20 protein-coding genes are annotated in these 25,330 nt (G+C 41.5%); 12 read left to right on the top strand and 8 right to left on the bottom strand.

Going from position 1 to position 25,330, the window contains the following annotated elements:
• The first annotated feature begins 1 nt into the window (after position 1).
• The 4 genes from lpoB (at position 2) to VSA01S_RS04900 (ending at position 3,966) form a co-directional block, all read left to right on the top strand.
• Positions 2 to 592, top strand: a complete 591-nt coding sequence (gene lpoB / locus VSA01S_RS04885) for a penicillin-binding protein activator LpoB (protein ID WP_039979105.1) — start codon at positions 2 to 4, stop codon at positions 590 to 592.
• 39 nt (positions 593 to 631) lie between these two features.
• Positions 632 to 1,513: a phosphotransferase gene (locus VSA01S_RS04890; RefSeq protein ID WP_039979080.1), complete on the top strand. Its 882-nt coding sequence runs from the start codon at positions 632 to 634 to the stop codon at positions 1,511 to 1,513.
• Positions 1,514 to 1,586: 73 nt separating this feature from the next.
• On the top strand, positions 1,587 to 2,126 hold the full coding sequence (gene ycfP / locus VSA01S_RS04895; protein WP_039979106.1) for an alpha/beta hydrolase YcfP: 540 nt from the start codon (positions 1,587 to 1,589) through the stop codon (positions 2,124 to 2,126).
• Between the two features lie 550 nt (positions 2,127 to 2,676).
• Positions 2,677 to 3,966: an NAD(P)/FAD-dependent oxidoreductase gene (locus VSA01S_RS04900; protein ID WP_039979107.1), complete on the top strand. Its 1,290-nt coding sequence runs from the start codon at positions 2,677 to 2,679 to the stop codon at positions 3,964 to 3,966.
• A 70-nt stretch (positions 3,967 to 4,036) separates the two neighbouring features.
• On the opposite strand, the gene VSA01S_RS04905 is transcribed toward VSA01S_RS04900, so the two are convergent.
• The 4 genes from VSA01S_RS04905 to VSA01S_RS04920 form a co-directional block, all read right to left on the bottom strand.
• Entirely contained in the window at positions 4,037 to 4,585 is a 549-nt protein-coding gene (locus VSA01S_RS04905; RefSeq protein WP_039979081.1) for a GNAT family N-acetyltransferase, read from the bottom strand.
• 124 nt (positions 4,586 to 4,709) lie between these two features.
• Entirely contained in the window at positions 4,710 to 5,513 is an 804-nt protein-coding gene (locus VSA01S_RS04910) for a peptidoglycan binding protein CsiV (protein WP_083932198.1), read from the bottom strand.
• 7 nt (positions 5,514 to 5,520) lie between these two features.
• On the bottom strand, positions 5,521 to 8,982 hold the full coding sequence (gene mfd, locus VSA01S_RS04915) for a transcription-repair coupling factor (protein ID WP_039979083.1): 3,462 nt from the start codon (positions 8,980 to 8,982) through the stop codon (positions 5,521 to 5,523).
• A gap of 5 nt (positions 8,983 to 8,987) precedes the next feature.
• Entirely contained in the window at positions 8,988 to 9,557 is a 570-nt protein-coding gene (locus tag VSA01S_RS04920; RefSeq protein ID WP_039979084.1) for a PilZ domain-containing protein, read from the bottom strand.
• A gap of 414 nt (positions 9,558 to 9,971) precedes the next feature.
• Between VSA01S_RS04920 and lolC the strand changes: the two genes are divergently transcribed.
• Genes lolC through lolE form a run of 3 tightly spaced genes read left to right on the top strand, consistent with a single transcriptional unit; the run spans position 9,972 to position 13,117 of the window.
• On the top strand, positions 9,972 to 11,180 hold the full coding sequence (gene lolC, locus VSA01S_RS04925) for a lipoprotein-releasing ABC transporter permease subunit LolC (RefSeq protein ID WP_039979085.1): 1,209 nt from the start codon (positions 9,972 to 9,974) through the stop codon (positions 11,178 to 11,180).
• The gene (lolD, locus tag VSA01S_RS04930) at positions 11,173 to 11,871 is read left to right on the top strand and encodes a lipoprotein-releasing ABC transporter ATP-binding protein LolD (RefSeq protein WP_039979086.1); all 699 of its coding nucleotides are present in this window, start codon (positions 11,173 to 11,175) and stop codon (positions 11,869 to 11,871) included. Before lolC ends, lolD begins: the two co-directional genes overlap by 8 nt.
• Before the next feature lies 1 nt (position 11,872).
• On the top strand, positions 11,873 to 13,117 hold the full coding sequence (lolE, locus tag VSA01S_RS04935; protein ID WP_039979087.1) for a lipoprotein-releasing ABC transporter permease subunit LolE: 1,245 nt from the start codon (positions 11,873 to 11,875) through the stop codon (positions 13,115 to 13,117).
• 192 nt (positions 13,118 to 13,309) lie between these two features.
• Here lolE and VSA01S_RS04940 read toward each other — a convergent pair whose 3' ends face one another.
• Positions 13,310 to 13,819: a DUF2062 domain-containing protein gene (locus tag VSA01S_RS04940; RefSeq protein WP_039979088.1), complete on the bottom strand. Its 510-nt coding sequence runs from the start codon at positions 13,817 to 13,819 to the stop codon at positions 13,310 to 13,312.
• 8 nt (positions 13,820 to 13,827) lie between these two features.
• On the opposite strand from VSA01S_RS04940, the gene VSA01S_RS04945 reads away from it, so the two are divergent.
• Genes VSA01S_RS04945 through kdsB form a run of 5 tightly spaced genes read left to right on the top strand, consistent with a single transcriptional unit; the run spans position 13,828 to position 19,813 of the window.
• Positions 13,828 to 16,107 carry a DNA internalization-related competence protein ComEC/Rec2 gene (locus VSA01S_RS04945; RefSeq protein WP_039979089.1) on the top strand — a complete coding sequence of 760 codons (2,280 nt, stop codon included), beginning with the start codon at positions 13,828 to 13,830 and terminating at the stop codon, positions 16,105 to 16,107.
• A gap of 29 nt (positions 16,108 to 16,136) precedes the next feature.
• On the top strand, positions 16,137 to 17,894 hold the full coding sequence (msbA, locus tag VSA01S_RS04950; RefSeq protein WP_039979090.1) for a lipid A ABC transporter ATP-binding protein/permease MsbA: 1,758 nt from the start codon (positions 16,137 to 16,139) through the stop codon (positions 17,892 to 17,894).
• Positions 17,891 to 18,898, top strand: a complete 1,008-nt coding sequence (gene lpxK, locus VSA01S_RS04955) for a tetraacyldisaccharide 4'-kinase (RefSeq protein ID WP_039979091.1) — start codon at positions 17,891 to 17,893, stop codon at positions 18,896 to 18,898. Before msbA ends, lpxK begins: the two co-directional genes overlap by 4 nt.
• Positions 18,879 to 19,058, top strand: a complete 180-nt coding sequence (locus tag VSA01S_RS04960; RefSeq protein WP_005378451.1) for a Trm112 family protein — start codon at positions 18,879 to 18,881, stop codon at positions 19,056 to 19,058. The genes lpxK and VSA01S_RS04960 overlap by 20 nt, the downstream gene beginning before the upstream one ends.
• Positions 19,058 to 19,813, top strand: a complete 756-nt coding sequence (kdsB, locus tag VSA01S_RS04965; protein WP_039979092.1) for a 3-deoxy-manno-octulosonate cytidylyltransferase — start codon at positions 19,058 to 19,060, stop codon at positions 19,811 to 19,813. The genes VSA01S_RS04960 and kdsB overlap by 1 nt, the downstream gene beginning before the upstream one ends.
• A gap of 170 nt (positions 19,814 to 19,983) precedes the next feature.
• Here the strand turns inward: kdsB and VSA01S_RS04970 are convergent, their stop codons facing one another.
• The 3 genes from VSA01S_RS04970 to VSA01S_RS04980 are packed head-to-tail and all read right to left on the bottom strand — an operon-like array spanning position 19,984 to position 24,806.
• Positions 19,984 to 21,543, bottom strand: coding sequence for a SpoVR family protein (locus VSA01S_RS04970; protein WP_039979093.1), 1,560 nt, complete (start codon positions 21,541 to 21,543; stop codon positions 19,984 to 19,986).
• An 11-nt stretch (positions 21,544 to 21,554) separates the two neighbouring features.
• The gene (locus tag VSA01S_RS04975; RefSeq protein ID WP_039979094.1) at positions 21,555 to 22,826 is read right to left on the bottom strand and encodes a YeaH/YhbH family protein; all 1,272 of its coding nucleotides are present in this window, start codon (positions 22,824 to 22,826) and stop codon (positions 21,555 to 21,557) included.
• A gap of 45 nt (positions 22,827 to 22,871) precedes the next feature.
• Positions 22,872 to 24,806 carry a PrkA family serine protein kinase gene (locus tag VSA01S_RS04980; RefSeq protein ID WP_039979095.1) on the bottom strand — a complete coding sequence of 645 codons (1,935 nt, stop codon included), beginning with the start codon at positions 24,804 to 24,806 and terminating at the stop codon, positions 22,872 to 22,874.
• Between the last annotated feature and the right edge of the window lie 524 nt (positions 24,807 to 25,330).

Genomic DNA, 25,330 nt, shown 5'->3' on the forward strand with positions numbered 1-25,330 from the left:
TATGAAAAAACGTATTATTGCTCTTTTAAGCCTTGCTGTGGTTTTGGGTGGCTGTTCAAATAGAATCTCTTACGGAGATGCTCAGTCAACAGAAACTACAACGATCGAATTTGGCTCAACAGATCTACAAAAAATTGCTGGTGAAATGGTCGATAGTATGATGATGTCAGGTTCTGTATCAGCAATTACACACGATCAGCGTCCGATCGTTTTTGTTGAACGAATCAAAAATAAGACAAGTGAGCATATTGATACAGAGTCAGTCACAGATACAATTTCAACTAAACTTCTAAATTCTGGTAAATTCCGCTTCGTTGATATGGGACGTGTTGAATCTGTTCGTGAACAATTGAAATTTCAAAATAACGATGAGCTGGTGAATCAAAGCTCTGCTATTCAATTTGGTAAAATGGTCGGTGCACAATACATGTTGTACGGAAATCTATCGAGTATTGTGAAGAATGCAGGCAGTGACAAAGATGTTTATTACAAAATGACGATGCGCCTTATGGATCTAGAAACGGGTTTGATTGAGTGGGCCGATGAAACTGAAATTCGTAAAGAGCAGTCTAGCAGCCTGTTTGGTATGTAATTTATTGTTTAATTTTGAAACTTAAAATGGAGAAGTGTCATGGCATGGTTATCTTGGCAGCAAGCTAAACGGCAAGAGTCGAGTTTATTATCCCTTGATGACTTCTTCACTACACCACCAGTCGCGGCACAAATGCTGACTGGTGGCCTAACCAATCGTTGTTGGCGTGTGAAAGATTCACTTAATCAAGAGTATGTTTGGCGGCCATTGAGTCAGATGTGTCAAAGCTTTGCTATATCTAGGAATAATGAATACCAGGTCCTCACAGCTCTTGAGTCAACAGAACTCGCGCCTAAGCCAATCATGCTCAACGAGGATGGTTTATTAGTTGAGTGGATCAATGGTACACCGTTGAGTGATGCAGAATTGGATACAGAGGAGGTCATTGCAATTATGGCTTCCATTCATGCTTTATCACCAGATGTTTACGATCTAGACCGCTTTTCCTATGTTGCTAAGGTCAAACATTATTGGCACCAGCTTGGTGGAAAGTATGTCGGCACTGAGTTTGAGCTATTGTATTCTAAGTGGTGCCATGAGCCTCTTCTATTTCCTGTCACTGAAGTATTATGTCATTTTGATTTAGGTGGATATAATTTAATATCACATCGATCAGGTATTAAAGTGATTGATTGGGAATATGCTGCTGTTGCAGACCCAAGGATTGATCTCGCTTTGTCATTACCACTGACGAATACTCCATTTGAATTAGGTGTACGACAATACTGTCGAGCTCGTCAAATCACTGATATAAAACCGTGGTTAGAGGGGGTTATAGCTTGGTATCCAAGAACAATGTTGATGGCCATGCTTTGGTATCTACTTGCTTTTCGACTTTGGAGAAGTGAACAATACTTTGTTAGTGCTAATGAACTAAAGCAGCGATTATGTCTATATGGTCACTGTTTGGATAAATCATGAGATTTTGAACTTTATCCCTATAGAAAAAGTGGTATTTTATTACAATAAATGTTCATTTATGGGGAAGTTTACATTGATTATTTATTTGCATGGTTTCGATAGCACTAGCCCAGGAAATCACGAAAAAGTCCTGCAATTGCAATTTATTGATGAGGATGTTCGTTTTATCAATTACAGCACATTACATCCTAAACATGACATGCAACATTTATTAAAAGAAGTTTCAAAAGTGATCGCTCAATCAAATGATCCTGCGCCCTTGATTTGCGGTGTTGGTTTAGGAGCCTATTGGGCTGAACGAATAGGTTTTCTGTGTGGTATTAAACAAGTGATGTTTAATCCAAATTTGCACCCAGAAAAGACCATGATGGACCGAATTGATCGCCCTGAAGAGTATGAAGATATTGCAACAAAATGTGTCGAGCAGTTCCGAACGAAAAATAGAGACGATTGTCTAGTCATTTTATCTACGTATGATGAAGTTCATGATAATTCATCTTCTGCACAAGAATTGGAATCGTATTACTCTATTATTTGGGATGATAATCAAACCCATAAGTTCAAAAAAATTTCTCATCATTTACAATCCATTAAGCTTTTCAAGGAGCAGTAAAGAGTTTGTTGCTTTATATCAGTTAATGTTTTAAGCAGCACTTTATGAAGTGCTGTTTTTTTTGAGTGTTCGTCTCATATTTAATACTTATGGTCTATTTGGGCTCTTTAGCATGATTACTGTAGGTATATCGTTCGATTAGGGTTTAAGTTCAGGTTAATTTTCATCCGTCAAAGTCTTGCAAAAAGACTGCTTATGATCGGGATTTTTTGTTGCTATCAAACGATTGCTCTATATAATGAACTTAATAAAAACAGTTTGATAAGCGTCAAAAAAATAAAAATAAAAATAAGAATAAGTGGCAAACTCATATGCTACTTTTTATTGTCCCTCGCATCTCAAACAAACAAATAAATACTACACATCGAATAACACCCACGATGCTACCAAAATAACAATAAGCAAAGCAGCAAAAGATGGTGTTGATTATTTTTCCAACAACGGGAATCCCTCTAACCAAAACCCAACAAGAATTCATCAGCTGGATGCTTTTAATATAATGAAGTCATCGGGCCGAAACCATATATTTATTTTTGTAGAGGATAACATTGTGACACGTATTATCGTTGTAGGTGGCGGTGCAGGTGGTCTTGAATTAGCCACTAAGCTAGGCCGCACACTTGGTCGAAAAGGCCGTGCAAAAATTACTTTAGTGGATCGTAAAGCGAGCCATCTATGGAAGCCTTTATTACACGAAGTGGCAACAGGATCATTGGATGCAGGTGTTGATGCGCTTAGCTATCGTGCTCATGCGAAAAATCATAACTTTGATTTCCAAATGGGGAGCTTAGAAGCAATTGATCGTGATAAAAAAATGATCACTTTGAGTGCACTAAAAGATGAGAATAATGAACTTCTTATCCCAAGTCGCCAATTGAATTACGATATGTTAGTGATGGCTTTAGGCTCAACCTCAAATGACTTCAATACACCAGGGGTTCGTGATAACTGTATTTTCCTTGATAGTCCAGAGCAAGCTCATCGTTTCCGTAATGAAATGAACAATGAGTTCTTAAAGTTACATGCTAAAAATGGCCATGGTACAGTTGATATTGCGATTGTAGGTGGAGGAGCTACAGGAGTAGAGCTTTCCGCAGAACTGCATAATGCGGTCAAAGAGCTTCGTACTTATGGCTTTGGTGATTTGGACTCAAGTAAGCTGAATGTAAACTTGATTGAAGCTGGTGAGCGTATTTTACCTGCATTACCTACTCGTATTTCAGCGACAGCGCACCAAGAGTTGACAAAATTGGGTGTACATGTTCGTACGGCAACAATGATCACTCAAGCGGATAAAGACGGCTTAATCACCAAAGATGGTGAAAAGATCTCAGCGCAAATCATGGTGTGGGCTGCTGGTATTAAAGCGCCTGATTTTATGAAAGATATCGCAGGGCTAGAAACGAACCGAATCAACCAGTTGGTGGTGAAAAGTACACTGCAAACTACGCGTGATGACGACATTTTTGTAATTGGCGATCTTGCGCAATGTGTACAGCCAGATGGCACGTTTGTTCCACCTCGAGCACAGGCCGCACACCAAATGGCCAGCCTAGCGTTTAAAAATATTGTGGCTAAGCTTAATGGTCGTGAACTGAAAAATTACGTTTACAAAGATCACGGTTCACTAGTGTCTTTGAGTCGTTTTTCTACAGTTGGTAGTTTAATGGGGAATTTGACAAAGGGCTCAATGATGATAGAAGGACGCATAGCTCGAATTGTTTATATTTCGCTTTACCGCATGCATCAAATGGCTTTACACGGAATGTTGAAGACCGGCTTGATGATGCTGGTTGGTCGTATTAACCGTGTATTAAGGCCTAACCTCAAGCTACATTAATCGGACATTATCATGAATTAAGTACTTTAATGTTACTTGCGTATAAACCATCGTTCTTAAACGGTGGTTTTTATGTTATGTCACTCGGAATTAACGAGTAAACGATTCCTGTACGGGGTTGGCCATTAAATATAAAGCGATTACGAGCAAGAGATTCCTTCCTAGCACCGATTGATTTGATTAAAGCATTACTGGCTATATTCCTTGGATCGCACACGATTTCGAGGCGAGTTAAATTAAGTTTGTTGAAGCAGAATGCGGCCAGCGACTTTATTGCTTCTTTGCCATATCCATTGTTCTGATGTGCATCTCCAATCCAATAGCCAAGGCTTGCCATATTGAAACATGGATAAAGCTCTGTGATCGCGACCATGCCGAGTAAACATTGAGTTTTATACTCGTAAACTCCGAAGTCAAATGCTTGACCTTTAACCCAGTTAACACGTGTTACTAATAAAAAGTCATTAACTTCATTAATACAGATGTCTTTGTGGCACCAATCTAACCATTGGTGCAGCGAAGGTGATTCCTTAAATAATTCATTAAGTATTATCGCATCCGTTGGAGGGATGAGTCGAAGGGTTAATCGACGGCTACTAATCTCGAAGGCTGGGCTCATCCAATATCTTTCTTAGGGTTTATAACCAAACTCAGCCTCACTAAAAACAGCACCAGAGGTTACTTGTGTTAAGCATTTATTATAAGTCAGTGCTGCTTATGCAGCGCTGACTTATAAGGTTTTTTTATTTGACACTACGCACTTGAATAAGCATGCCCACAAATGGGTTATCCAGATAGTGTATCTCACCACTGCGCATACGCCGAGTTTGATCCATGCGGATCGTTTGCAAGAAACTTTCCTCTTCAGTATTTGACAATACATTATTAAAGTTGCCAACTTGAATATTTTTGCTTTTGTCAGTATTTGTTTCTTGACGATATGCCATGTTGTTACCAAAAGACGTCTCTTTTGATGAGGTTAATGGTCGCTCTTTAATCACCGAACGAGTGATAGGTTCACGGAAATCAAGCACAGTGTTGACGAATAAATAATGTTGAACGTAAATTTGCAATGTACCATCTAGTTCGAATAAAGGTTTAGGTGACGAAGTATCAGCTTGATCATGGATACTCATCGATGACGAATAATCATTAGCTTCTTGTCCATTGGCTTGGTAAGAATTTGAAAAGTCACGTCCACCGATGATATGAAAGATAGGAGCATTCGCTTTCCCCTGATCACCTTGGCGCCATGCCACATGTTTGAGAACTTTAAAACCTGTATGACGGTTTAAAGCTGTAGCTTGCGCATTTAAGCGGTAAGCGGAGCGAGGCAGTAAGTTTACTCCTTTGGACTGGCGGTAATTTTGATCATTTAAACTTCCTGATTGGTTTAATTCAATGCTTGGCAGTTCGTTTGGCCAAGCTTCATTGGAGTTATTTGTATTAATGGCGCGCTTAAAAATAATGACTTCAATATCAAATTGACGTCCAGCCCAAGATGGCATGGAAGCAAAAATCAGAAGTAATGGGATCAGTATTCTCATTTAAATATTAGCTCGCTGGTAATAAATTATTTTTAAAGTCATGAAGTAACTCTTTAACGAACTGGATACGCTGGCGTCTGTCCGCTAATGGCATAATGAACTTTAACTTAGTTGGGCCATCCATCGCAAATTTCTGCATATTTGATTGTAATAATGTTACTAAGAATGTTGGGTTAATATCAGCGTTAGGATAAAATTCAATGAAGCCACCTTTATCATGTGCTTCGATCTTTTTCACTTTGATATTATTGGCTGTTACCTTTAATTCAGCGATCGCGAGTAAGTTTTTAACCGCATCAGGTAAGAGTCCAAATCGGTCAATTAATTCAATCTTTAATTCGGACAATCCTTCATTATCGGTCACGCCAGCAAGGCGTTTGTATATCGAAAGACGGGTGTTTACATCAGGGATATAATCATCTGGTAATAATGCTGGGATCCGCATTTCGACTTCAGTTTGCTCGCGAAGCAATTCATCCAATGAGGGCTCTTTGCCTTCTTTTAATGCCTCTACAGCTTGCTCGAGCATTTCCATGTATAACGTAAAGCCAACGGATTGAATTTGCCCACTTTGTTCGTCTCCAAGCAGCTCGCCAGCACCTCTAATTTCAAGATCGTGAGTCGCCAAAGTGAAGCCAGCCCCTAGATCTTCAAGTGACGCAATGGCATCGAGACGTTTGATCGCATCCTTGGTCATCGCTTTTGGATGTGGCGTCAGCAAATAAGCATATGCTTGATGATGTGAACGACCCACTCGACCACGAAGTTGGTGCAATTGCGCGAGCCCCAAGTTATCAGCACGATCCATTAAGATTGTATTTGCGGTCGGGACATCGATACCAGTTTCGATGATGGTCGTGCAAACCAGCAAGTTGAAACGTTGATGATAGAAATCATTCATAATTCGCTCGAGTTCACGCTCACGCATTTGGCCATGTGCAACCGTTACACGAGCTTCAGGGATCAATGCTTGCAAGTCTTCTGCGGCTTTCTCGATGGTTTCGACTTGGTTATGGAGGAAGTAAACCTGACCACCGCGCATGATTTCTCGTAATACGGCCTCACGGATCACAGAGTCTTCACGCTGGCGAACAAATGTTTTTATCGCTAAACGGCGCGCAGGAGGTGTAGCGATAATGGAGAGGTCGCGCATACCACTCATGGCCATATTCAAAGTTCGAGGAATTGGCGTTGCCGTTAGAGTAAGAATATCAACATTGGCACGCATGGCTTTTACTTTCTCTTTTTGTCGAACCCCAAAGCGGTGTTCTTCATCTACGATAAGTAAGCCAAGATCTTTGAAATTAATGTCGCTTGAGAGTAATTTGTGTGTCCCTACTACAATATCCACCTTACCATCAGCAACATCCTGCAGAATGGTCTTCTGCTCTTTGGCTGATTTAAAGCGTGACAAAACTTCGACGCGAATGGGTAGGTTTGCAAAACGATCACGGAAGTTCTCAAAGTGTTGTTGAGCGAGCAGGGTGGTAGGGACCAAGACTGCCACTTGCTTACCGTTATCGGTAGCAACGAATGCTGCGCGCATGGCTACTTCGGTTTTACCAAAGCCGACATCCCCACAGACAAGACGGTCCATCGCTTTGGCTTGGCACATATCCGATAACACTGCGTTAATTGCCATAGCTTGGTCATCGGTTTCTTCAAATGGAAAAGAAGCTTTGAAGGTAGCGTACTGGCCTCGATCTAACATGAACTTAAAGCCAGGCTTAAGCTCCCTTTTGGCATAAACATCAAGCAGCTCAGCTGCAACGTCACGGACTTTCTCAGCTGCTTTTCTGCGCGCTTTAGCCCAAGTTTCTCCTCCCAGTTTGTGTAAAGGTGCGCTTTCTTCACTGCCACCAGAATAACGACTGATAAGGTTGAGTGAAGCAACGGGGACATACAGTTTTGCTTCATTTTGATACTCCAGGGTTACATATTCAGTCTTCAATCCCCCAGCTTCAAGGGTTTGCAAACCCAGATAACGTCCAATACCGTGATCGATATGCACCACTGGCTGGCCCGGCTTGAGCTCCGCTAGATGTCGAATAACAGTATCGTTATTCACTGACTTTTTATCTTTTCGACGACGTTGAATGACACGGTCGCCCAATAAGTCACTTTCAGTGATTAGGGCAAAGTTAAGTTCATCGTGAATAAACCCGTGTTCTGCAGCGCCTAAGATCAGACAAAAACGCTCGTTCGATTCTATGGCTTGGTAAAATGAGTCGAATGCAACAGGGCGAATTTTAATGCCTTGTAGTAACTCTGAAAGTGCCTCACGACGTCCTTCTGACTCAACCGAAAAGATGATTTTGCCTGTATATTGTTCACTGAATTGTCTTAAGCGAGCCAGTGGCTCTTTATTTTGTTGTTGTACACCTAACTCTGAGAGTGATTGAGTTGCTAGGTTTTGACGCCCTGCACGTTGCACCACACTGTCAACACTTAACTGTGTTTGTGGCAGTTGTTTTAATTGCAGATACAACTCATCTTTTTTCAGCCAAAGACTGTGTGGCTCAAGTAAAGGTCTGAGTGGATCAATTTTCTTCTGATCGTAGCGATATTCAACGTCGTTAAGAAACGTATCAATCGACGATTCAATATCACCATATGTAATCAGCAATGAGTCTTCAGGCAGGTAGTCAAACAGAGTTTCGGTATGGTCGAAGAACAAAGGTTGCCAGTATTCAATACCTGCAGGCCAAGTCCCCTTTGTTACTTGCATGTAGATAGACTCTGGCTCACGTCTGGCTTCAAACTGACTGCGCCAGCGTGTTCTGAACTCTTCAATGGCTTCTTTGGTTGTTGGAAATTCGTGCGCAGGCAGTAATTGGATCTGCGTCATGTCTTCCTGTGAGCGTTGGTTCTCTGGATCGAAAGTACGAATAGTATCAATCTCGTCGTCAAAGAAATCAATCCGAAATGGTTCGGAGCTGCCCATAGGAAATAAATCTAGAATTGAGCCACGGCAGGCGTACTCACCGTGACCGAATACTTGATCGACATGACGGTAGCCTGAGTTCTCTAATTGTAAGCGTAGCTTGTCTAGTGAGCATTGGTCACCCGTTTTGACCATCAGAGTGTGCTGCAATAAAAAGCTGCGAGGAGATTGACGTTGCAGTGCTGTACTGACAGGAACGATGGTGATTCCTTCACGTTGATGAGGTAATTGGTATAAACGTGAAATACGGTCGGATGTGATGTCCTGATGCGGTGAAAAGTTATCGTAGGGCAAGGTTTCCCAGTCAGGAAACAAACTCACGGGTTTGTCGGTAAATTGTTCAATTTCTGCGAGAAGTTTTAGCGCGATCTGAGGATCTGGCACCACTAAAAGTGTATGACTGGTATGTTGCTTGGCCATCTCGGCGATAGCTAGTGGTAGAGCCGCACCCGGTAAGTTGCCGAGTTGTTTTTTATCACCACTTCCACATGGATTGGTAACAGAGAGAATTGTATTTTTTGTCATGATGATTATTTGCTGTCTCGTTCTAATGAGCGCTGGCGTAGCAGTTTCTGTTGTTGGTAGAGGGCGGCTTTGATCAGTAAGTCTTGATCTTCATCCCGTAACATTTTGTATTTTAAGGTGATCAAGTACATGTCTGATTGGATTTGAACCTCGCTCACTTGGGCATAGCAAAATATTGCTGACGCTGGGTGATCTAAGAACAGCTTGACTCTGACCAACTGATTGACTTCCAGAGGTTGCTCAGTTTGGTAGGTGAGTTGGCTGGCACCAAATTGAGTGGTTTTGAAGCGAATACTTGCATCATCTTGTTGAGCAAGCATAAAGCCTAATAGCAAGTTCAGCTTTTTGTTCTGAGTTTCTAATAAATGAATCAGATGTTTGAATTCTTTGCTTTTTAGCTCTAGGGACGTGTTATCCGCCATCATATCTAGATGGCTGCATTCACTGGCGACAATAAAGGGAGTGGGAATTTCAGCCACAAAGCTTTCGTTGTCAGGTATGACAAAGTGTTGAGGTAACACTTCGATATTGATGGTCAGATTATGGTGTACCGTGAAATATTCTTGGTCTGTCATGATGCACACTCCTTTCGACTCGTTTGCCCGCTCAACGGTTAAGCTTTCTTTGTCTTTTAAACATAGCAAGACAGGGGATTGATTATCGCTAATCGGCGTAAGTTATCAAGTCTCGTAGGCAACTTGTGTTTAGTTGTTTATATATTGGCTTGCTCTATATCTTGACTGGTGTAGAACTTAAATCAATTTAAGCGGGATGTTAAAAATGCACGCTTCCATGTATGCATATTATTGATAATAGCTTCGGCCTATGAATGCTCTCTGCTTCCTTGGCCGATTACGTTAAATTAAAATGAGCCAGTAATGTCCTAACATTGACAAATTTACGGATTCTCTTGTCTTAATTGTGCTCAGAGTAAGGTAAGATAGGGGATTCGTTTTAGACACTGTATACAGTCCGTTGGTTTGTCTTATATGTATCATCCAATTTCTCTATTTATCGGTTTAAGATATCTTCGTGGTCGCTCAGGAGATCGGTTCAGTCGATTTGTCTCATACATGTCCACGGCTGGCATTACGATTGGCGTCATGTCACTCGTTACTGTTTTATCTGTTATGAATGGCTTTGAATCCCAACTCAAAGAGCGAATTTTAGGCGTTCTTCCTCATGCTGTAGTGTCACAACATCAAGGAAAAACCCCACTTAGTGATGGTGCGCCTGCATTTATAGAAGAATTATCTGAAACGACACCTCCAGAGCCAATTGTTCGTGGAGAGGCCATTATTCAAAGCTCAGCTCAGTTAACTGCTGGGTATTTAATTGGTATCGAAGCTAAAATTAATGATCCAATGACAGAACACCTTATTGCGGGGCATTTATCTTCACTAAAGTCTGGTGAATATCATGTTCTTTTAGGACACAGCTTAGCTCGTGAATTAAGGGTATCGATTGGAGACAAAGTCCGTTTAATGGTCACGAATGCATCTCAATTTACTCCGATAGGGCGTATTCCGAGCCAACGTAACTTTACCGTGTCGGGTATTTTTAATACTGGCTCAGATGTTGATGGTCAACTGATGATAGTTAATATCAGTGATGCAGCAAAATTAATGCGTTTACCTAAGCAGACTATATCCGGTTGGCGGTTGTTTTTCTCTGATCCGTTTATGGTAACTAAACTTGCCGATAAATCGTTACCAGAGGACTGGCAATGGAGTGATTGGCGTGACCAGAGAGGGGAACTTTTTCAAGCGGTTAAAATGGAAAAAAACATGATGGGGTTGATGCTCGGCCTGATTGTAGGGGTTGCTGCATTCAATATTATTTCTGCTTTGATTATGGTCGTGATGGAGAAGCAATCGGAAGTTGCGATCCTTAAAACTCAAGGGATGACACAGCGACAAGTGATGAGCATTTTTATGGTGCAGGGCGCAAGTAGCGGAGTGGTTGGTTCGATTGTGGGTGGCATTGTAGGGGTTGTGTTAGCGTTGAACTTGAATACTCTATTGGCTGCCGCGGGTGTCGCACTCTTCAGCTTTGGTGGACAATTACCAATCGTTATCGACCCATTACAAATTTCATTGGTTGTTTTGTTAGCTATTGCACTTAGCCTTATTGCGACCGTTTACCCATCTTATAAAGCATCATCTGTTAAACCTGCTGAGGCACTTCGTTATGAATAAATTATTAAAATGTAGAGATATTCGCAAAACTTACCGCGAAGGCTCATTGGATACTGAAGTGTTAAAAGGGGTAAGTTTTGACATTGAAAAAGGAGAATTGGTATCGATAGTAGGCTCTTCTGGCTCAGGAAAAAGTACGTTATTACATATTCTTGGTGCCTTGGACGATACCACATCAGGAGAGGTTCAATTCTTAAGTCATAAACTTGCAAAATTGAATACGAACAAACAAGCAGCTTTACGCAATAAACACTTGGGGTTTGTGTATCAATTTCATCATTTATTAGCAGATTTCTCTGCGTTAGAAAATGTGGCTATGCCACTGCTAATTGGTGGTACTAAAGCATCAGAAGCGAAGAAAACCGCCCAAACACTGCTTGAAAAAGTCGGGCTAAGTCATCGTGTAGAACATCGTCCGTCAGAGCTCTCTGGCGGAGAACGGCAACGGGTTGCGATTGCTCGCGCTTTAGTCAACAAGCCTGATCTGGTTTTAGCAGATGAACCAACAGGTAATCTGGATCACACTACTGCTTTAGCAATTTATGATTTGATGAGAGAACTTAATCAAGAATCAAATATTGCTTTTCTAGTTGTTACTCATGATAGTGAACTTGCTGCAAAGATGGATCGTCAAATGCATATGAAAGATGGTTTGTTGGTCGACAGTCTGATGGCAGAAAAGGAGTCTTGATTTGTTTTCAACGTTAGCATTGATGATCGGCGGCCGATTTAGCCGAGCCAAAAAGCGCAATAAAATGGTTTCGTTTATTACTCTTTCTTCCATGATAGGGATTGCTGTTGGTGTAGCAGTGATAATCATTGGTCTATCAGCAATGAATGGTTTCGAGCGAGAACTACAATCACGAGTACTGTCTGTTATTCCTCATGCAGAGCTTGAAGGCGCTGATGGGCCTTTACAGGATTATCGTACAACGATGCATCAAGCTACGAGTCATCCAAATGTTGTTGCCGCTGCGCCATATGTCCGTTTTACTGGGTTAATTGAGAAGGGCAGTAAGCTAAAGGCGATCGAAGTTCGTGGAGTGGAACCTACCTTTGAGCAGGCGGTGTCCAGCATGTCCGATTTTATTGATTCAAGCACATGGCAAAACTTTCACCCTGACCAACAACAGATTATTTTAGGCCGAGGGGTTGCTCAACAATTGCAGGTCAATGTTGGAGATTATGTGACCTTATTGATTCCACAAGTCGGTCAAACGGATAAGGTTCAAGCTCCTAGACGTGTTCGAGTGAAAGTGGTTGGATTTCTGACATTAAATGGGCAAATCGACCACTCGCTCGTATTGGTTCCTCTAAAGGATGCTCAATACTACACGCGTTTAGGTGAGGGAGTGACAGGGGTTGCTTTGAAAACCAACGATGTATTGAATGCTCCTACTATTGTTCGTCAAGTTGGACAACAGATTGATTCCTATGTTTATTTGAAAAGCTGGCAGCAGAAATTTGGGTTTTTATACCGAGATATCCAGCTCGTACGTACCATCATGTATCTTGTCATGGTGCTGGTGATTGGTGTGGCATGTTTTAATATTGTTTCCACTTTGATGATGGCGGTGAAAGATCGTGCCGGAGACATCGCAATTTTGCGCACCATGGGTGCAAAAGATCGTTTAATCAAGCAAATCTTTATCTGGCAAGGTATTTTTTCAGGTGTGTTAGGAAGTGTTATTGGTAGCCTGTTTGGGATTGCCATTGCTTTGAATCTTACCCCACTTATGAAGGCTATTGAGCACCTGATTGGCCATCAATTTTTGTCCGGGGACATCTATTTTGTCGACTTCTTGCCATCACAATTGTATTGGCCAGATGTTGTCTTGGTATCGACCACGGCGATCTTTTTGAGCTTATTAGCCACATGGTATCCCGCCTCTCGGGCTGCAAAGCTCAATCCTGCAATGGTATTAAGCTCGAAATAACGTCCGTTAGTTTTGCTAACTTCACCCGATGAAAGAAAAACCCAGAGGTCTTACAGAGCTCTGGGTTTTTCTTTGCGATATGCTCGAATCTCATACTGAGCGCACATCAGGTTTCAGTGTCAGCGTTAGCTGTTTCCCAGTTTGCTTCGCGAACTCTATCAATCCATACAAAAGACTTTATCTTATTTTGCATTATCTTATTTTGCGTTTGTTCCAGCTTCTAACAACGGAATAGCGCCAAAGACCTCGGATTCCAAAATAACCAACGATGGCAGAAACAACGCCACAGACAGTACAACCAAGTAGGAAAGGAGGCCCTATTGTGTGCATTTGTTGCATTATGTAATCCCAAGAAAGTTCAAAATGAAAAGGTTGGGGAGGAAGCTGCATGATAAAAGCTCCAAGCTTGTAAGCGAAATAAAACAAGACCGGCATGGTGATCGGATTACTTACCCAAACTAGGGCTACAGAAAGGGGAAGATTGACTCCCATGAGAATAGCAAGGCCAGCAGACATGATCATTTGGCTTGGCAAGGGTACAAATGCCATAAATAGTCCAACCGCAAAAGCACCGGAGGCTGAACGGCGATTAAGACACCATAAGTTGGGGTTATATAAAACGCTACCGAATAGCTTGAGTGCTTTTTGGCGTTTAATCGTTTCATGATCGGGCATGAAGCGCTTTATGAGCTTTTTAGGCATAGGACAACATGGCTCTCTGTGGAAAAAGTGTGACCTTGGTCTTCATTGTTATAAGTATCATCACATCGGCATGGTGGCCGATAATGCCTAGTTGGCAGTGGTTGCTACTTGGAATACTTGCCTCAACATTTTTTATAAGATTATGTCTTAATTTCATTGGCTTCGGTACAAGTTTTATGGGCTTAGGTATCACGCTAGGCTGCGTGATCGTGATTGTTCATGGTAATGTTATGACATATCAAAGGCAGACTCTATTCCAAGTAGGTGATGATATTACCATAAATGGGATGGTTGCTAGAGCTTTTAACAAAAAAAGTCGCGGTCATGAAGCCATTATTGTCGTTGATAGAGTCAATTCTGACAAGTTACTCCCACTGCTTAAACCTAAAATTCGTTTATTTTCTTCAATGCCATTGGAAGTTGGTGATCAGATAACCATCACAGTTAAAATGAAACCAATTTTCGGCTGGTTGAATGAAGCTGGCATTGATACTGAAAAACAAGCTATGGCGAGAGGCATTGTTGCTAAAGCAGCCGTTAATCGACATGCAAAATGGATAATTCGTAGTCAATCTTCTAGCCGTCAGACCATTCTTAAACAAATCACTGAACAGGTTGAAGGCCTGAAACACAGAGCGTTGATTCTTGCTTTAGCTTTTAACGATCGATCTTGGCTTGATGAAAATGATTGGCGAGCTTTAAGAGAAAGTGGTTTGATACATTTAATATCGATATCGGGCCTTCACATTGGTATGGCTTACTCATTTGGTATAGCGATTGGTTCTTGTATTCGATACTTTACGCCTCGTTACGTATTTCTTCCTCATATCCTGGGCTTAACTATAGCGTTTGTGTATGCCTGGTTAGCGAATTTCTCTTTACCTACGACCCGCGCTTTATCAGTGTGTATGATTTACATAGCGTTAAAAGTATTTCTTGTTTACTGGAGTGCTTGGCGAGTGATTCTGCTGGCGTTAGTAATTCAACTTTGCACCGACCCATTTTCCGTATTGAGTATCAGCTTTTGGCTTTCGTATTTGTCTGTTGTAGCGGTTTTACTAACAATTAATGTCACTCAGCAGCAACCTCGGTCAAAATGGTCGATGTTGTTAGTCTTATTTAAAATACAACTGGTATTAACGGTTTTAATCGTTCCGATAAGTGGATACTTTTTTGCTGGTACTAGTCTTCTCTCTCTTTTCTATAATCTTTTTTTTATTCCTTGGTTTGCTTTTATTGTTGTTCCTTTGATGTTTTTGGCTTTGATTATCTCACTGCTGTCTCCATCTCTAGCAAATATAATTTGGTTCTTGCTTGATTGGTCTCTTTGGCCATTAACTTGGTCTTCGTCATTAGCAAATGGATATTGGTACATTTTGAATCAGCAAATGATCTTACTAGTGGGAGTGGTGGGTGGGCTGATGTTATTCATGCGTTTTGTAAACTCCAGATCTTTTGCTCTATTATTTATGGTTACACTTAGTTTGATATTCTTCCTTGAAAAGCCTAGACATATTTGGCGCTTAGATGTGCTTGATGTTGGGCATGGGCTAGCCGTGTTGATTGAAAAGAATAACCAATGGCTTTTGTATGACACGGGTAAAGCTTGGAGTGGCGGCAGTATCGCAGAGCGAGTTATAACCCCTATTTTGCATCAAAGAGGTGTGAACAAACTAGATACGCTTATCATCAGTCACATGGACTCTGATCACTCAGGCGGACGTGAATATATGGAAGAGCAATTTACGCCACGTAATAAAATTAGTAGCCAGTATTTGGCTTCTTATCGAGCTTGTGTTGTGGGGAATAGTTGGTGGTGGCAAGGACTGAGATTTGAAGTGCTTTGGCCACCAAATTTAGTAAGTCGTGCATATAACCCTCATTCTTGTGTGATTCGCATTGTTGATCCTATATCGCAATTGCGAGTGCTACTAACAGGCGATATTGAAGGCGTCAGTGAATGGATGTTGGCGCGCCAAGCAGACAAGTTAACCAGTGATGTGATGTTAGTACCTCACCATGGCAGTAAAACTTCCTCTAATATCTCATTTATCCAATCTGTTAGTCCGAAATTAGCCATAGCTTCATTAGCTAAAAGCAATCAATGGAATATGCCAGCAAAGCAGGTGGTGGATAATTACCAACAGGAGGAAGCCCAGTGGCTAGATACGGGGGAAAATGGTCAAATAACTGTGCATGTAATTGGTCAAGATTGGTATTTTAACACCAAACGAACAGGGACTTTTACCTCTTGGTATAGGCAGATGCTGCGTAAGGGAGTAGAATAAAGGTCTAAGTGTTAGAAAAAAGTAATTCTATGTCGATAAATACTGATGAAACTACTTGGCAGACTTTTAGACGCCTGTGGCAGTTTATCCGCCTTTATAAATCTGGTTTGATCGTTGCGGTGATAGCATTAGTTGTTAATGCGTTATCCGATACCTATATGATTTCCTTACTCAAGCCTCTTTTAGATGAAGGCTTTGGTAATAGCCAATCTGACTTTCTGCGTGTTTTACCCGTGATTGTGTTTGTTATGATGTTTGTTCGCGGGGTGAGCGGCTTTGTCTCCACTTACTGTTTAAGTTGGGTGTCTGGTAACGTGGTGATGCAGATTCGTCGCATGGTTTTTAATCACTACATGCACATGCCCGTTGCCTATTTTGATAAAGAAAAAACCGGAACGCTACTTTCGCGCATTACCTACGATTCAGAACAGGTTTCTGCTGCCACAAGTAATGCATTGGTGAGCATTGTTCGTGAAGGTGCCAGCATTATTGGTCTGTTAGGCTTGATGTTTTATAACAGCTGGCAACTCTCGCTTGTGCTTCTAGCGGTTGCCCCAATGGTTGCATTTGCGATTCGAGTGGTTTCTAAGCGTTTTAGAAAAATATCTAAAAACATGCAGACCATGATGGGCCAAGTTACCGCATCCGCTGAACAAATGCTCAAAGGGCATAAGGTTGTGTTGAGCTACGGTGGACAAGAGATCGAAGGTCAACGCTTTGAAAAAGTCAGTAACCAAATGCGCCAGCAAAACATGAAATTGGTGACTGCTCAAGCAGCAGCTAACCCAATCATTCAAATGATCGCTTCGATTGCTATTGTTGTTGTGCTGTATCTTGCAAGTGTTGACTCGATTAAAGAGCAGCTGACTCCAGGTACATTTACCGTGGTATTTTCAGCCATGTTTGGTTTGTTAAGACCACTGAAATCACTGACCAGTGTAACGTCACAATTCCAGCGTGGGATGGCGGCGAGTCAAACCTTGTTTGCTTTGGTCGATTTAGAACCAGAGAAAAATCAAGGTAAATACAAAGTAGAGCGAGCAAAAGGTGACGTGTCGGTTAAGGATGTGAGCTTTGCTTACGATGAGGCACCTAAAAAGGCGCTGGATTCGGTTAGTTTTGATATTCCAAGCGGTAAGACAGTTGCACTGGTTGGTCGTTCAGGATCTGGCAAGAGTACTATTGCTAACCTATTTAACCGTTTTTACGATGTAAGCTCGGGTTCGATTACGTTAGACGGTCATGATATTCGTGATTATGAGCTTAAGAACCTCAGAGAGCAATTTGCGTTGGTTTCTCAAAACGTACACCTCTTTAATGACACGATAGCGAACAATATCGCTTATGCGGCAGAGCATAAATACAGTCGAGAAGAGATTGAAAATGCAGCGACACTGGCTCACGCGACAGAATTTATCACTAAGATGGATGACGGTTTTGATTCCGTAGTAGGGGAAAACGGAGCCAGTCTGTCTGGCGGTCAGAAGCAGCGAATTGCGATTGCTCGTGCGTTACTGCGTGATTCACCCGTTTTGATCCTAGACGAAGCTACTTCAGCACTGGATACTGAATCGGAGAGAGCGATTCAACTTGCTCTGGATGAACTGCAAAAAGATAAAACAGTATTAGTGATTGCTCACCGCTTATCAACGATTGAGAAAGCTGATGAGATACTCGTTGTGGATGATGGCCTTATTGTTGAGCGAGGTAGTCATGCAGAGCTCCTTGCTAAAGATGGAGCCTATGCTCAATTGCACCGAATTCAGTTTGGTAACTCTCAATCGTGATTGAAAAAATTTGGTTTGAACACCCTCCATGGGTATGGTTACTCTGGCCACTTCTCTGGCCACTGAGCTATTTATTCGGCGTGATTAGCGGATATAAGCGACGTCAGTACCAGAAAGGCGATAAGGCCGTCTATCGAGCTCCTGTTCCCGTTGTGGTCGTCGGTAATATTACCGCTGGTGGCAATGGAAAGACTCCGGTTGTGGTGTGGCTTGTAGAACAGCTTCAGCAGCTTGGCTATAAGCCTGGTGTTGTATCTCGTGGTTATGGCGCTAAAGCACCCAGTTATCCATTGGTTTTGAACCCAGATACCCCTGCTAGACATTGTGGAGACGAACCTAAATTAATTCATCGCAGAACGGGAGCCCCTGTTGCTGTGGACCCAAATCGCTCAAATGCAGTGAGAGCATTGGTTAAGTTAGGGGTAGATGTGATCATCACTGATGATGGACTGCAACATTATGCGCTCGCCCGTGATATTGAGCTTGTTGTGGTGGATGGGCATCGACGTTTTGGTAATGAAAAATTGATCCCTCTTGGTCCATTACGTGAGAACACTGCACGCTTGAATGAGGTCGACTTTATCATCACCAACGGCAGTCAAGCTTTGCAAGGGGAAATGCCGATGGTATTGCAGCCATCTAGGGCGATCAACCTTAAAACCAAGCAGCAGGTGGATGTGGCATCTTTAAAAGAATTGGTTGCTTTTGCTGGAATTGGTCATCCGCCAAGATTCTTTAAGACATTAAGCCAAATGGGCGCTGATGTGAAAGTGGTTAAAGGATTCGCGGATCATCAAGAATTTGACCCAAAAGAACTTCATGCATTGGCCCAACAAGGGGCGAATGTCATTATGACAGAAAAAGATGCCGTAAAATGCGATCAATATGCCCAAGACAATTGGTGGTATTTACCAGTATCGGCGCAGTTTAATTCAGCGGATGCTGAGAAAATTTTAGAACGAATCAAAGAGGTCAAAGCAACTTATGGATCACCGTCTGCTTGAAATTGTGGCTTGTCCAGTTTGTAAAGGTAAGCTGACATATGACAAAGATAACCAAGAATTGATCTGCAAACTGGATCGCCTTGCTTATCCGATTAAAGAAGGTATTCCGGTTCTTTTAGAGCCAGAAGCGAGAACTATGAGCATGGATGAGGGACGCTAATGTCTTTTACGGTTGTCATTCCTGCCCGCTACGCTTCAAACCGCTTACCCGGTAAACCTCTCGCTGATATTGGCGGTAAGCCTATGATTCAATGGGTTTATGAGCAAGCCATTCAAGCGGGCGCTCATGATGTCATCATCGCAACGGATGACGATCGTGTAGCACAGCGAGTAGAGCAATTTGGTGGTAAAGTCTGTATGACGTCACCAAACCATGAATCGGGCACTGAACGTTTGGCTGAAGTGGTTAAAAAGATGGCGATCGCGGAGGATCACATCATTGTTAATGTTCAAGGGGATGAGCCATTAATCCCACCAGCGATTATTCATCAGGTCGCTGAAAATCTTGCTAATAACCAGGCACCGATGGCCACATTGGCCGTTGAAATTGAATCGAAAGATGAAATATTCAACCCCAATGCGGTTAAAGTGGTAGTCAATGAGCAAGGGTATGCGATGTATTTTAGTCGTGCTTCTATCCCTTGGGATCGTGACAACTTTTCCTCTCCAGACAAGCAGGTAGTAAGACCATTGCTGCGCCACATTGGTATTTATGCGTATCGTGCTGGTTTTATCAATACATACGTGAATTGGCAACCAAGTGCGATTGAGCAAGTAGAATGTTTAGAGCAGTTGCGCGTTCTTTGGTACGGTGAAAAGATCCATGTTGATGTTGCCAAACAAGCACCAGCAGCTGGGGTCGATACGATTGAAGACTTAGAACTGGTTCGTTCGATTGTCGCCAATCTTGGATAACTTGAGCTACCTTTAAAAACAGTCGATACTTGCATTGAGCTAAATAACAGCTCTCTAAAAATAAAGGCTTTCGATTTTTAGTCTGAAAGCCTTTTTAGATTGTGTATATGAGAGTATCTATGAAATCTGATCGTAAAATAGCCTTTAAACCTAAGGTTTTTGAGTAACAGTTAGATATTTGAATCGTAATTGTTACGTTTTGGGCATGTGGATAAAATCTCTCGATGACCTGTTTCTTTCACTTCTTCTAATATGACGTCAAAGCCCCATAAGCGGTATACATGTTTTAAGACTTCTTCGTGGCTGTTGTGTAAGGGTATTCTGTTATGAGGTACATATTGTAGAGTCAATGAACGATCACCACGTACATCAACATTATAAACTTGAATATTGGGCTCTAAGTTCGACAAGTTATACTGAGCCGCCAATTTTTCACGGATCTGTTTGTAACCCATTTCATCATGAATGGCAGATACCTCAATATAATTTTTACGGTCATTGTCCTCCACTGCAAATAGTTTGAAATCGCGGATGAGTTTAGGAGATAAGTATTGACTAATAAAACTTTCATCTTTGAAATTATGCATGGCAAAATGCAGGGAATCGAGCCAGTTTGACCCTGCTAACTCAGGAAACCACTCTTTATCTTCATCGGTTGGCTCTTCACAAATTCGTTTTATGTCACGAAACATAGCAAAACCAAGAGCGTAAGGATTGATCCCATTAAAATAAGGGCTGTTATAGGCAGGTTGGGCAACCACACTGGTATGGCTATGTAAAAATTCTAAAATAAACTTCTCGGACACTAATCCTTCATCATATAAGTGATTGAGAATCGTATAATGCCAAAAAGTTGCCCAGCCCTCATTCATTACCTGAGTTTGCTTTTGAGGGTAAAAGTACTGACTGACTTTGCGAACAATACGAACAATTTCGCGTTGCCAAGGTTCTAATAATGGAGCATGTTTTTCAAAGAAGTACAATAAGTTTTCTTGGGGTTCAGTTGGGAAGCGAACCTTAATGTCTTCTTCTTTACTTTTGGCTTGAGGAACTGTGCGCCAGAGTTCATTCACTTGAGACTGTAAATAACTTTCACGTTCTTCTTGGCGTGCTTTTTCTTCATTGATCGAAATTTTCTCTGGACGTTTATATCGATCTACACCGAAATTCATCAAGGCATGGCAGGAGTCTAGCAGTTGTTCTACTTCTTGAACGCCATAGCGCTCTTCACATTTAGCGATATAATTCTTAGCAAAAAGTAAGTAATCAATTATGGATCCTGCATCAGTCCAAGTTTGGAAAAGATAGTTACCCTTGAAGAAAGAGTTATGACCGTAGCAAGCGTGAGCAATAACCAAAGCTTGCATTGTGACAGTATTCTCTTCCATTAAATAAGCAATGCAGGGGTTAGAGTTAATCACTATCTCGTAAGCTAAGCCCATTTGACCGTGTTTATAATTTTGCTCTGTTTGAATAAACTTTTTACCAAATGACCAATGGTTATAATTAATTGGCATACCAATGCTTGAATAAGCATCCATCATTTGTTCTGAGGTGATGACCTCGATTTGGTTAGGATAGGTGTCGAGACGATAGAGTTTTGCAACACGTTTAATTTCTTTGTGATAACGCTCTAGCAGTTCAAATGTCCAATCCGGTCCATCAGGAAGTCGTCCCGAGTTACTGCTGTCTGAAGCTGTATCCGAAGCTTTTTTTGTTGTTGTTTTCATAAGTCGCCTCCTTACACCGTTTCTTTTTGGAATAATTCACGGAAAACTGGGAAAATATCCTCCACAGAACGAATATTTTTCATGGCAAAATTCGGAAAAGCTTCTGATAGTTTCTCATACTCATGCCATAGTGTTTGATGTGAACGTCGAGTGATTTCGATGTATGAATAATACTGACAATTAGGTAAAAGTTTTTTTACCAAGAGATCTCTACAACGAGGTGAATCATCTGCCCAGTTATCACCATCAGAAGCTTGGGCGGCATAAATATTCCACTGGTTGAGTGGGTAACGTTCTTTGATTATTTCATCCATAAGCTTAAGAGCACTAGAAACAATCGTCCCCCCTGTTTCTTGTGAATAGAAAAACTCATGCTCATCGACTTCTTTGGCTTGAGTGTGGTGACGAATGAAAACAACTTCTACATTTTCATAGGTACGATTTAAGAAAAGATATAGGAGTACATAAAAGCGTTTAGCAATGTCTTTAGTAGCTTGATCCATAGAGCCTGAAACATCCATCAAGCAAAACATGACAGCTTGGCTGGATGGAATAGGGCGTCTCTCGTAGTTTTTAAACCTAAGATCGAACGTGTCGATAAACGGTACACTTTCAATTTTTTTACGTAGTTCAATTATCTCAGATTTTAAACGATTTTCTTCAAGAGCTTGAGCTGGTTCAATATTCTGAATATCGGTCAGCTGCTCTTCAAGTTCATTGATCATACGCTTTTTGCCAGCGGTCATTGCTGTTCTACGCGCGAGAGATTGTTGTAAAGAGCGAACGATCGCGATGTTGGATGGTATACCTGCAGTTTGATAACCAGCACGATGTGTTTTCCATTCGGTAATTTTGGTTATTTGATTCTTCTCAAGATTTGGCAGTTCGAGATCTTCAAAAAGGATATCAAGGTATTCATCTTTAGAAATTTGGAAAACGAATTCATCTTGCCCTTCACCATCCGGACTGGCGTTACCTTCGCCTGAACCGCTTCCTTGACCTCCTCCTTTAGGGCGCTCCATTTTGTCCCCTTGAATGAATTGATCATTGCCAGGGTGGACACGTTCTCTTTCACCACCATTACCTTGGTGGAACATAGGTTCATTTATGTCTTTGTGCGGAATAGCAACGTCTTCGCCAGTCTCGGTATTAGTTATCGAGCGGCGATTCACTGCGTCAGCAACCGACTCTTTTATTTGCTCCTTATGGCGCTTTAAGAAGCGCTGTCGGTTAACAGCGCTCTTATTTTTGCCATTGAGCCTTCGGTCTATAAATTGCGCCATGAAATTCCCCTCTTCATGTTTCACAAGCGACCTAACTCACATGGGTTAGGATGACTTACGTACTCGTAGATACCATTCAGAAAGTAGGCGAACTTGTTTCTCGGTGTAGCCTTTTTCCATCATACGAGCAACAAAGTCGTCGTGTTTCTTTTGATCTTCAGAAGATGTTTTCGCGTTGAATGAAATAACCGGCAGCAGTTCTTCAGTATTAGAGAACATTTTCTTCTCAATTACTGTGCGAAGCTTTTCATAGCTTGTCCAAACCGGATTTTGTCCATTGTTGTTGGCTTTTGCACGAAGGACAAAATTAACGATTTCATTTCGGAAATCTTTAGGATTAGAGATACCTGCTGTCTTTTCAATTTTTTCCAGCTCTGCATTCAGTGATGCTCTGTCAAAAAGCTGCCCAGTCTCTGGATCACGATATTCTTGATCTTGAATCCAGAAATCAGCGTAGGTTACGTAGCGGTCAAAAATGTTTTGGCCATATTCAGAATAAGACTCAAGGTAAGCGGTTTGTACTTCCTTACCAATAAACTCAACATAGCGAGGCACTAGGTAACCTTTTAGAAACTCAAGGTATTTCTCTGCCACTTCGCTTGGGAATTGCTCGCGTTCAACTTGTTGTTCTATGACATAGAATAGGTGTACTGGATTAGCCGCGACTTCAGATTGGTCGAAGTTAAATACTCTTGAAAGTATCTTAAAAGCAAAACGAGTGGAAAGGCCATTCATGCCTTCGTCTACGCCGGCAAAATCACGATACTCTTGGTAGCTTTTAGCTTTTGGATCGGTGTCTTTTAGTGTTTCACCATCATATACACGCATCTTAGAGAAAATGGATGAATTATCAGGTTCTTTAAGCCGAGATAGTATGCTGAATTGAGCCAGAGTTTCTAAAGTACTTGGAGAGCATGGAGCCGTTGATAGTTCACTGTTCTCAAGGAGTTTTTTGTAGATTTTGACTTCTTCGGAAACACGCAAGCAATAAGGAACTTTCACAATGTAGACTCGGTCTAAAAAAGCCTCATTATTTTTATTGTTGCGGAATGTTTGCCATTCTGATTCATTAGAGTGTGCTAAAATCATTCCGTCAAACGGTATTGCCGATAATCCTTCTGTACCGTTGAAATTACCTTCTTGTGTAGCGGTAAGTAGAGGGTGCAAAACTTTGATTGGTGCCTTGAACATTTCTACGAATTCCATCAAACCCTGGTTTGCTTTACAAAGAGCACCAGAATAGCTGTAAGCGTCAGGATCGTCTTGTGAAAAGTGTTCAAGCTGACGAATATCGACTTTACCAACGAGTGATGAGATATCTTGATTGTTTTCATCCCCTGGTTCAGTTTTGGCAATACCCGTTTGATCCAAGATGGAAGGGCGTACTTTGAGCACTTTAAATTGGGTAATGTCACCTCCAAATTCATGCAGACGTTTCGCTGCCCACGGTGACATAATTGAGCGAAGGTAACGCGGCTCAATCCCATATTCTGCTTTGAGAATTTCACCATCTTCATTTGCATTGAACAGACAGAATGGGTGGTCGTTGACTGGGCTTCGTTCGCCGTTTGCGCTCAAAACGTAAATTGGCATTTTTTCCATTAGCGCCTTCAATTTCTCGGCTAATGATGATTTTCCGCCTCCGACAGGGCCTAAGAGGTAAAGAATTTGCTTACGTTCTTCTAAGCCTTGAGCTGCATGTTTCAAGTATGAGACAATTTGCTCTATGGCATCTTCCATACCATAGAAATCTTTAAACGTGTCATAGCGTGATATGACACGATTAGAGAAAATACGGCTCAGTGTAGGATCCTGAGCAGTGTCAATTACTTCAGGTTCACCGATTGCCATTAACAACCTCTCAGCTGCATTGGCATAAGCGCTTTTGTCGTCCTTACACAGGGCTAGAAAATCCTGTAACGACATCTCTTCATCTTTGGAATCTTCATATCTAGATTGATAGTGGTCGAAAATACTCATGTCGTTTCCCCTTTAATTGTCAGTCTATTGACGAACGTTGATTTCAGCTTATCCATGTTTAAAGTATTCATCTGCAAAGTGAAAATGTGCATCCTATTATCAATCCCAGTGCGTGAATTTTTGCGTTAGTCACCAAAGCAACGACATGCTATGGTAGGTATTTCACTGCAGCTTAGAGTGATGGGCAAGCTTTTATCAATCACTCCTTTCTTCTTTTTTAAGCCTAGTCGGGGATTTGCAATTTTGCTTAACAATTATGAATTTATTGTTGAAATTAACATCTAAATCACTAATTAAAGGCATGTAGATCTTGGAGGGTATCGACTCTGAGACATAGAGGGCATAGGATGTGTCGGTGATTAAGCAATTTAGTTCTTATTCTTACTGCTCATCAATACTCAATTTTAATTAACAATTGTAGTGCACTGGTATGTGAAGTGAGAGAGTTAATGAAATAGGAAAACCTTACTTAATCGAAGAGGAGGAGAGCTTTACATTTCAAATAAAGCTCTCTTTTAATAAAA

The organism is Vibrio sagamiensis NBRC 104589 (assembly GCF_007990935.1).
In the GTDB taxonomy this organism is placed as follows: domain Bacteria; phylum Pseudomonadota; class Gammaproteobacteria; order Enterobacterales; family Vibrionaceae; genus Vibrio; species Vibrio sagamiensis.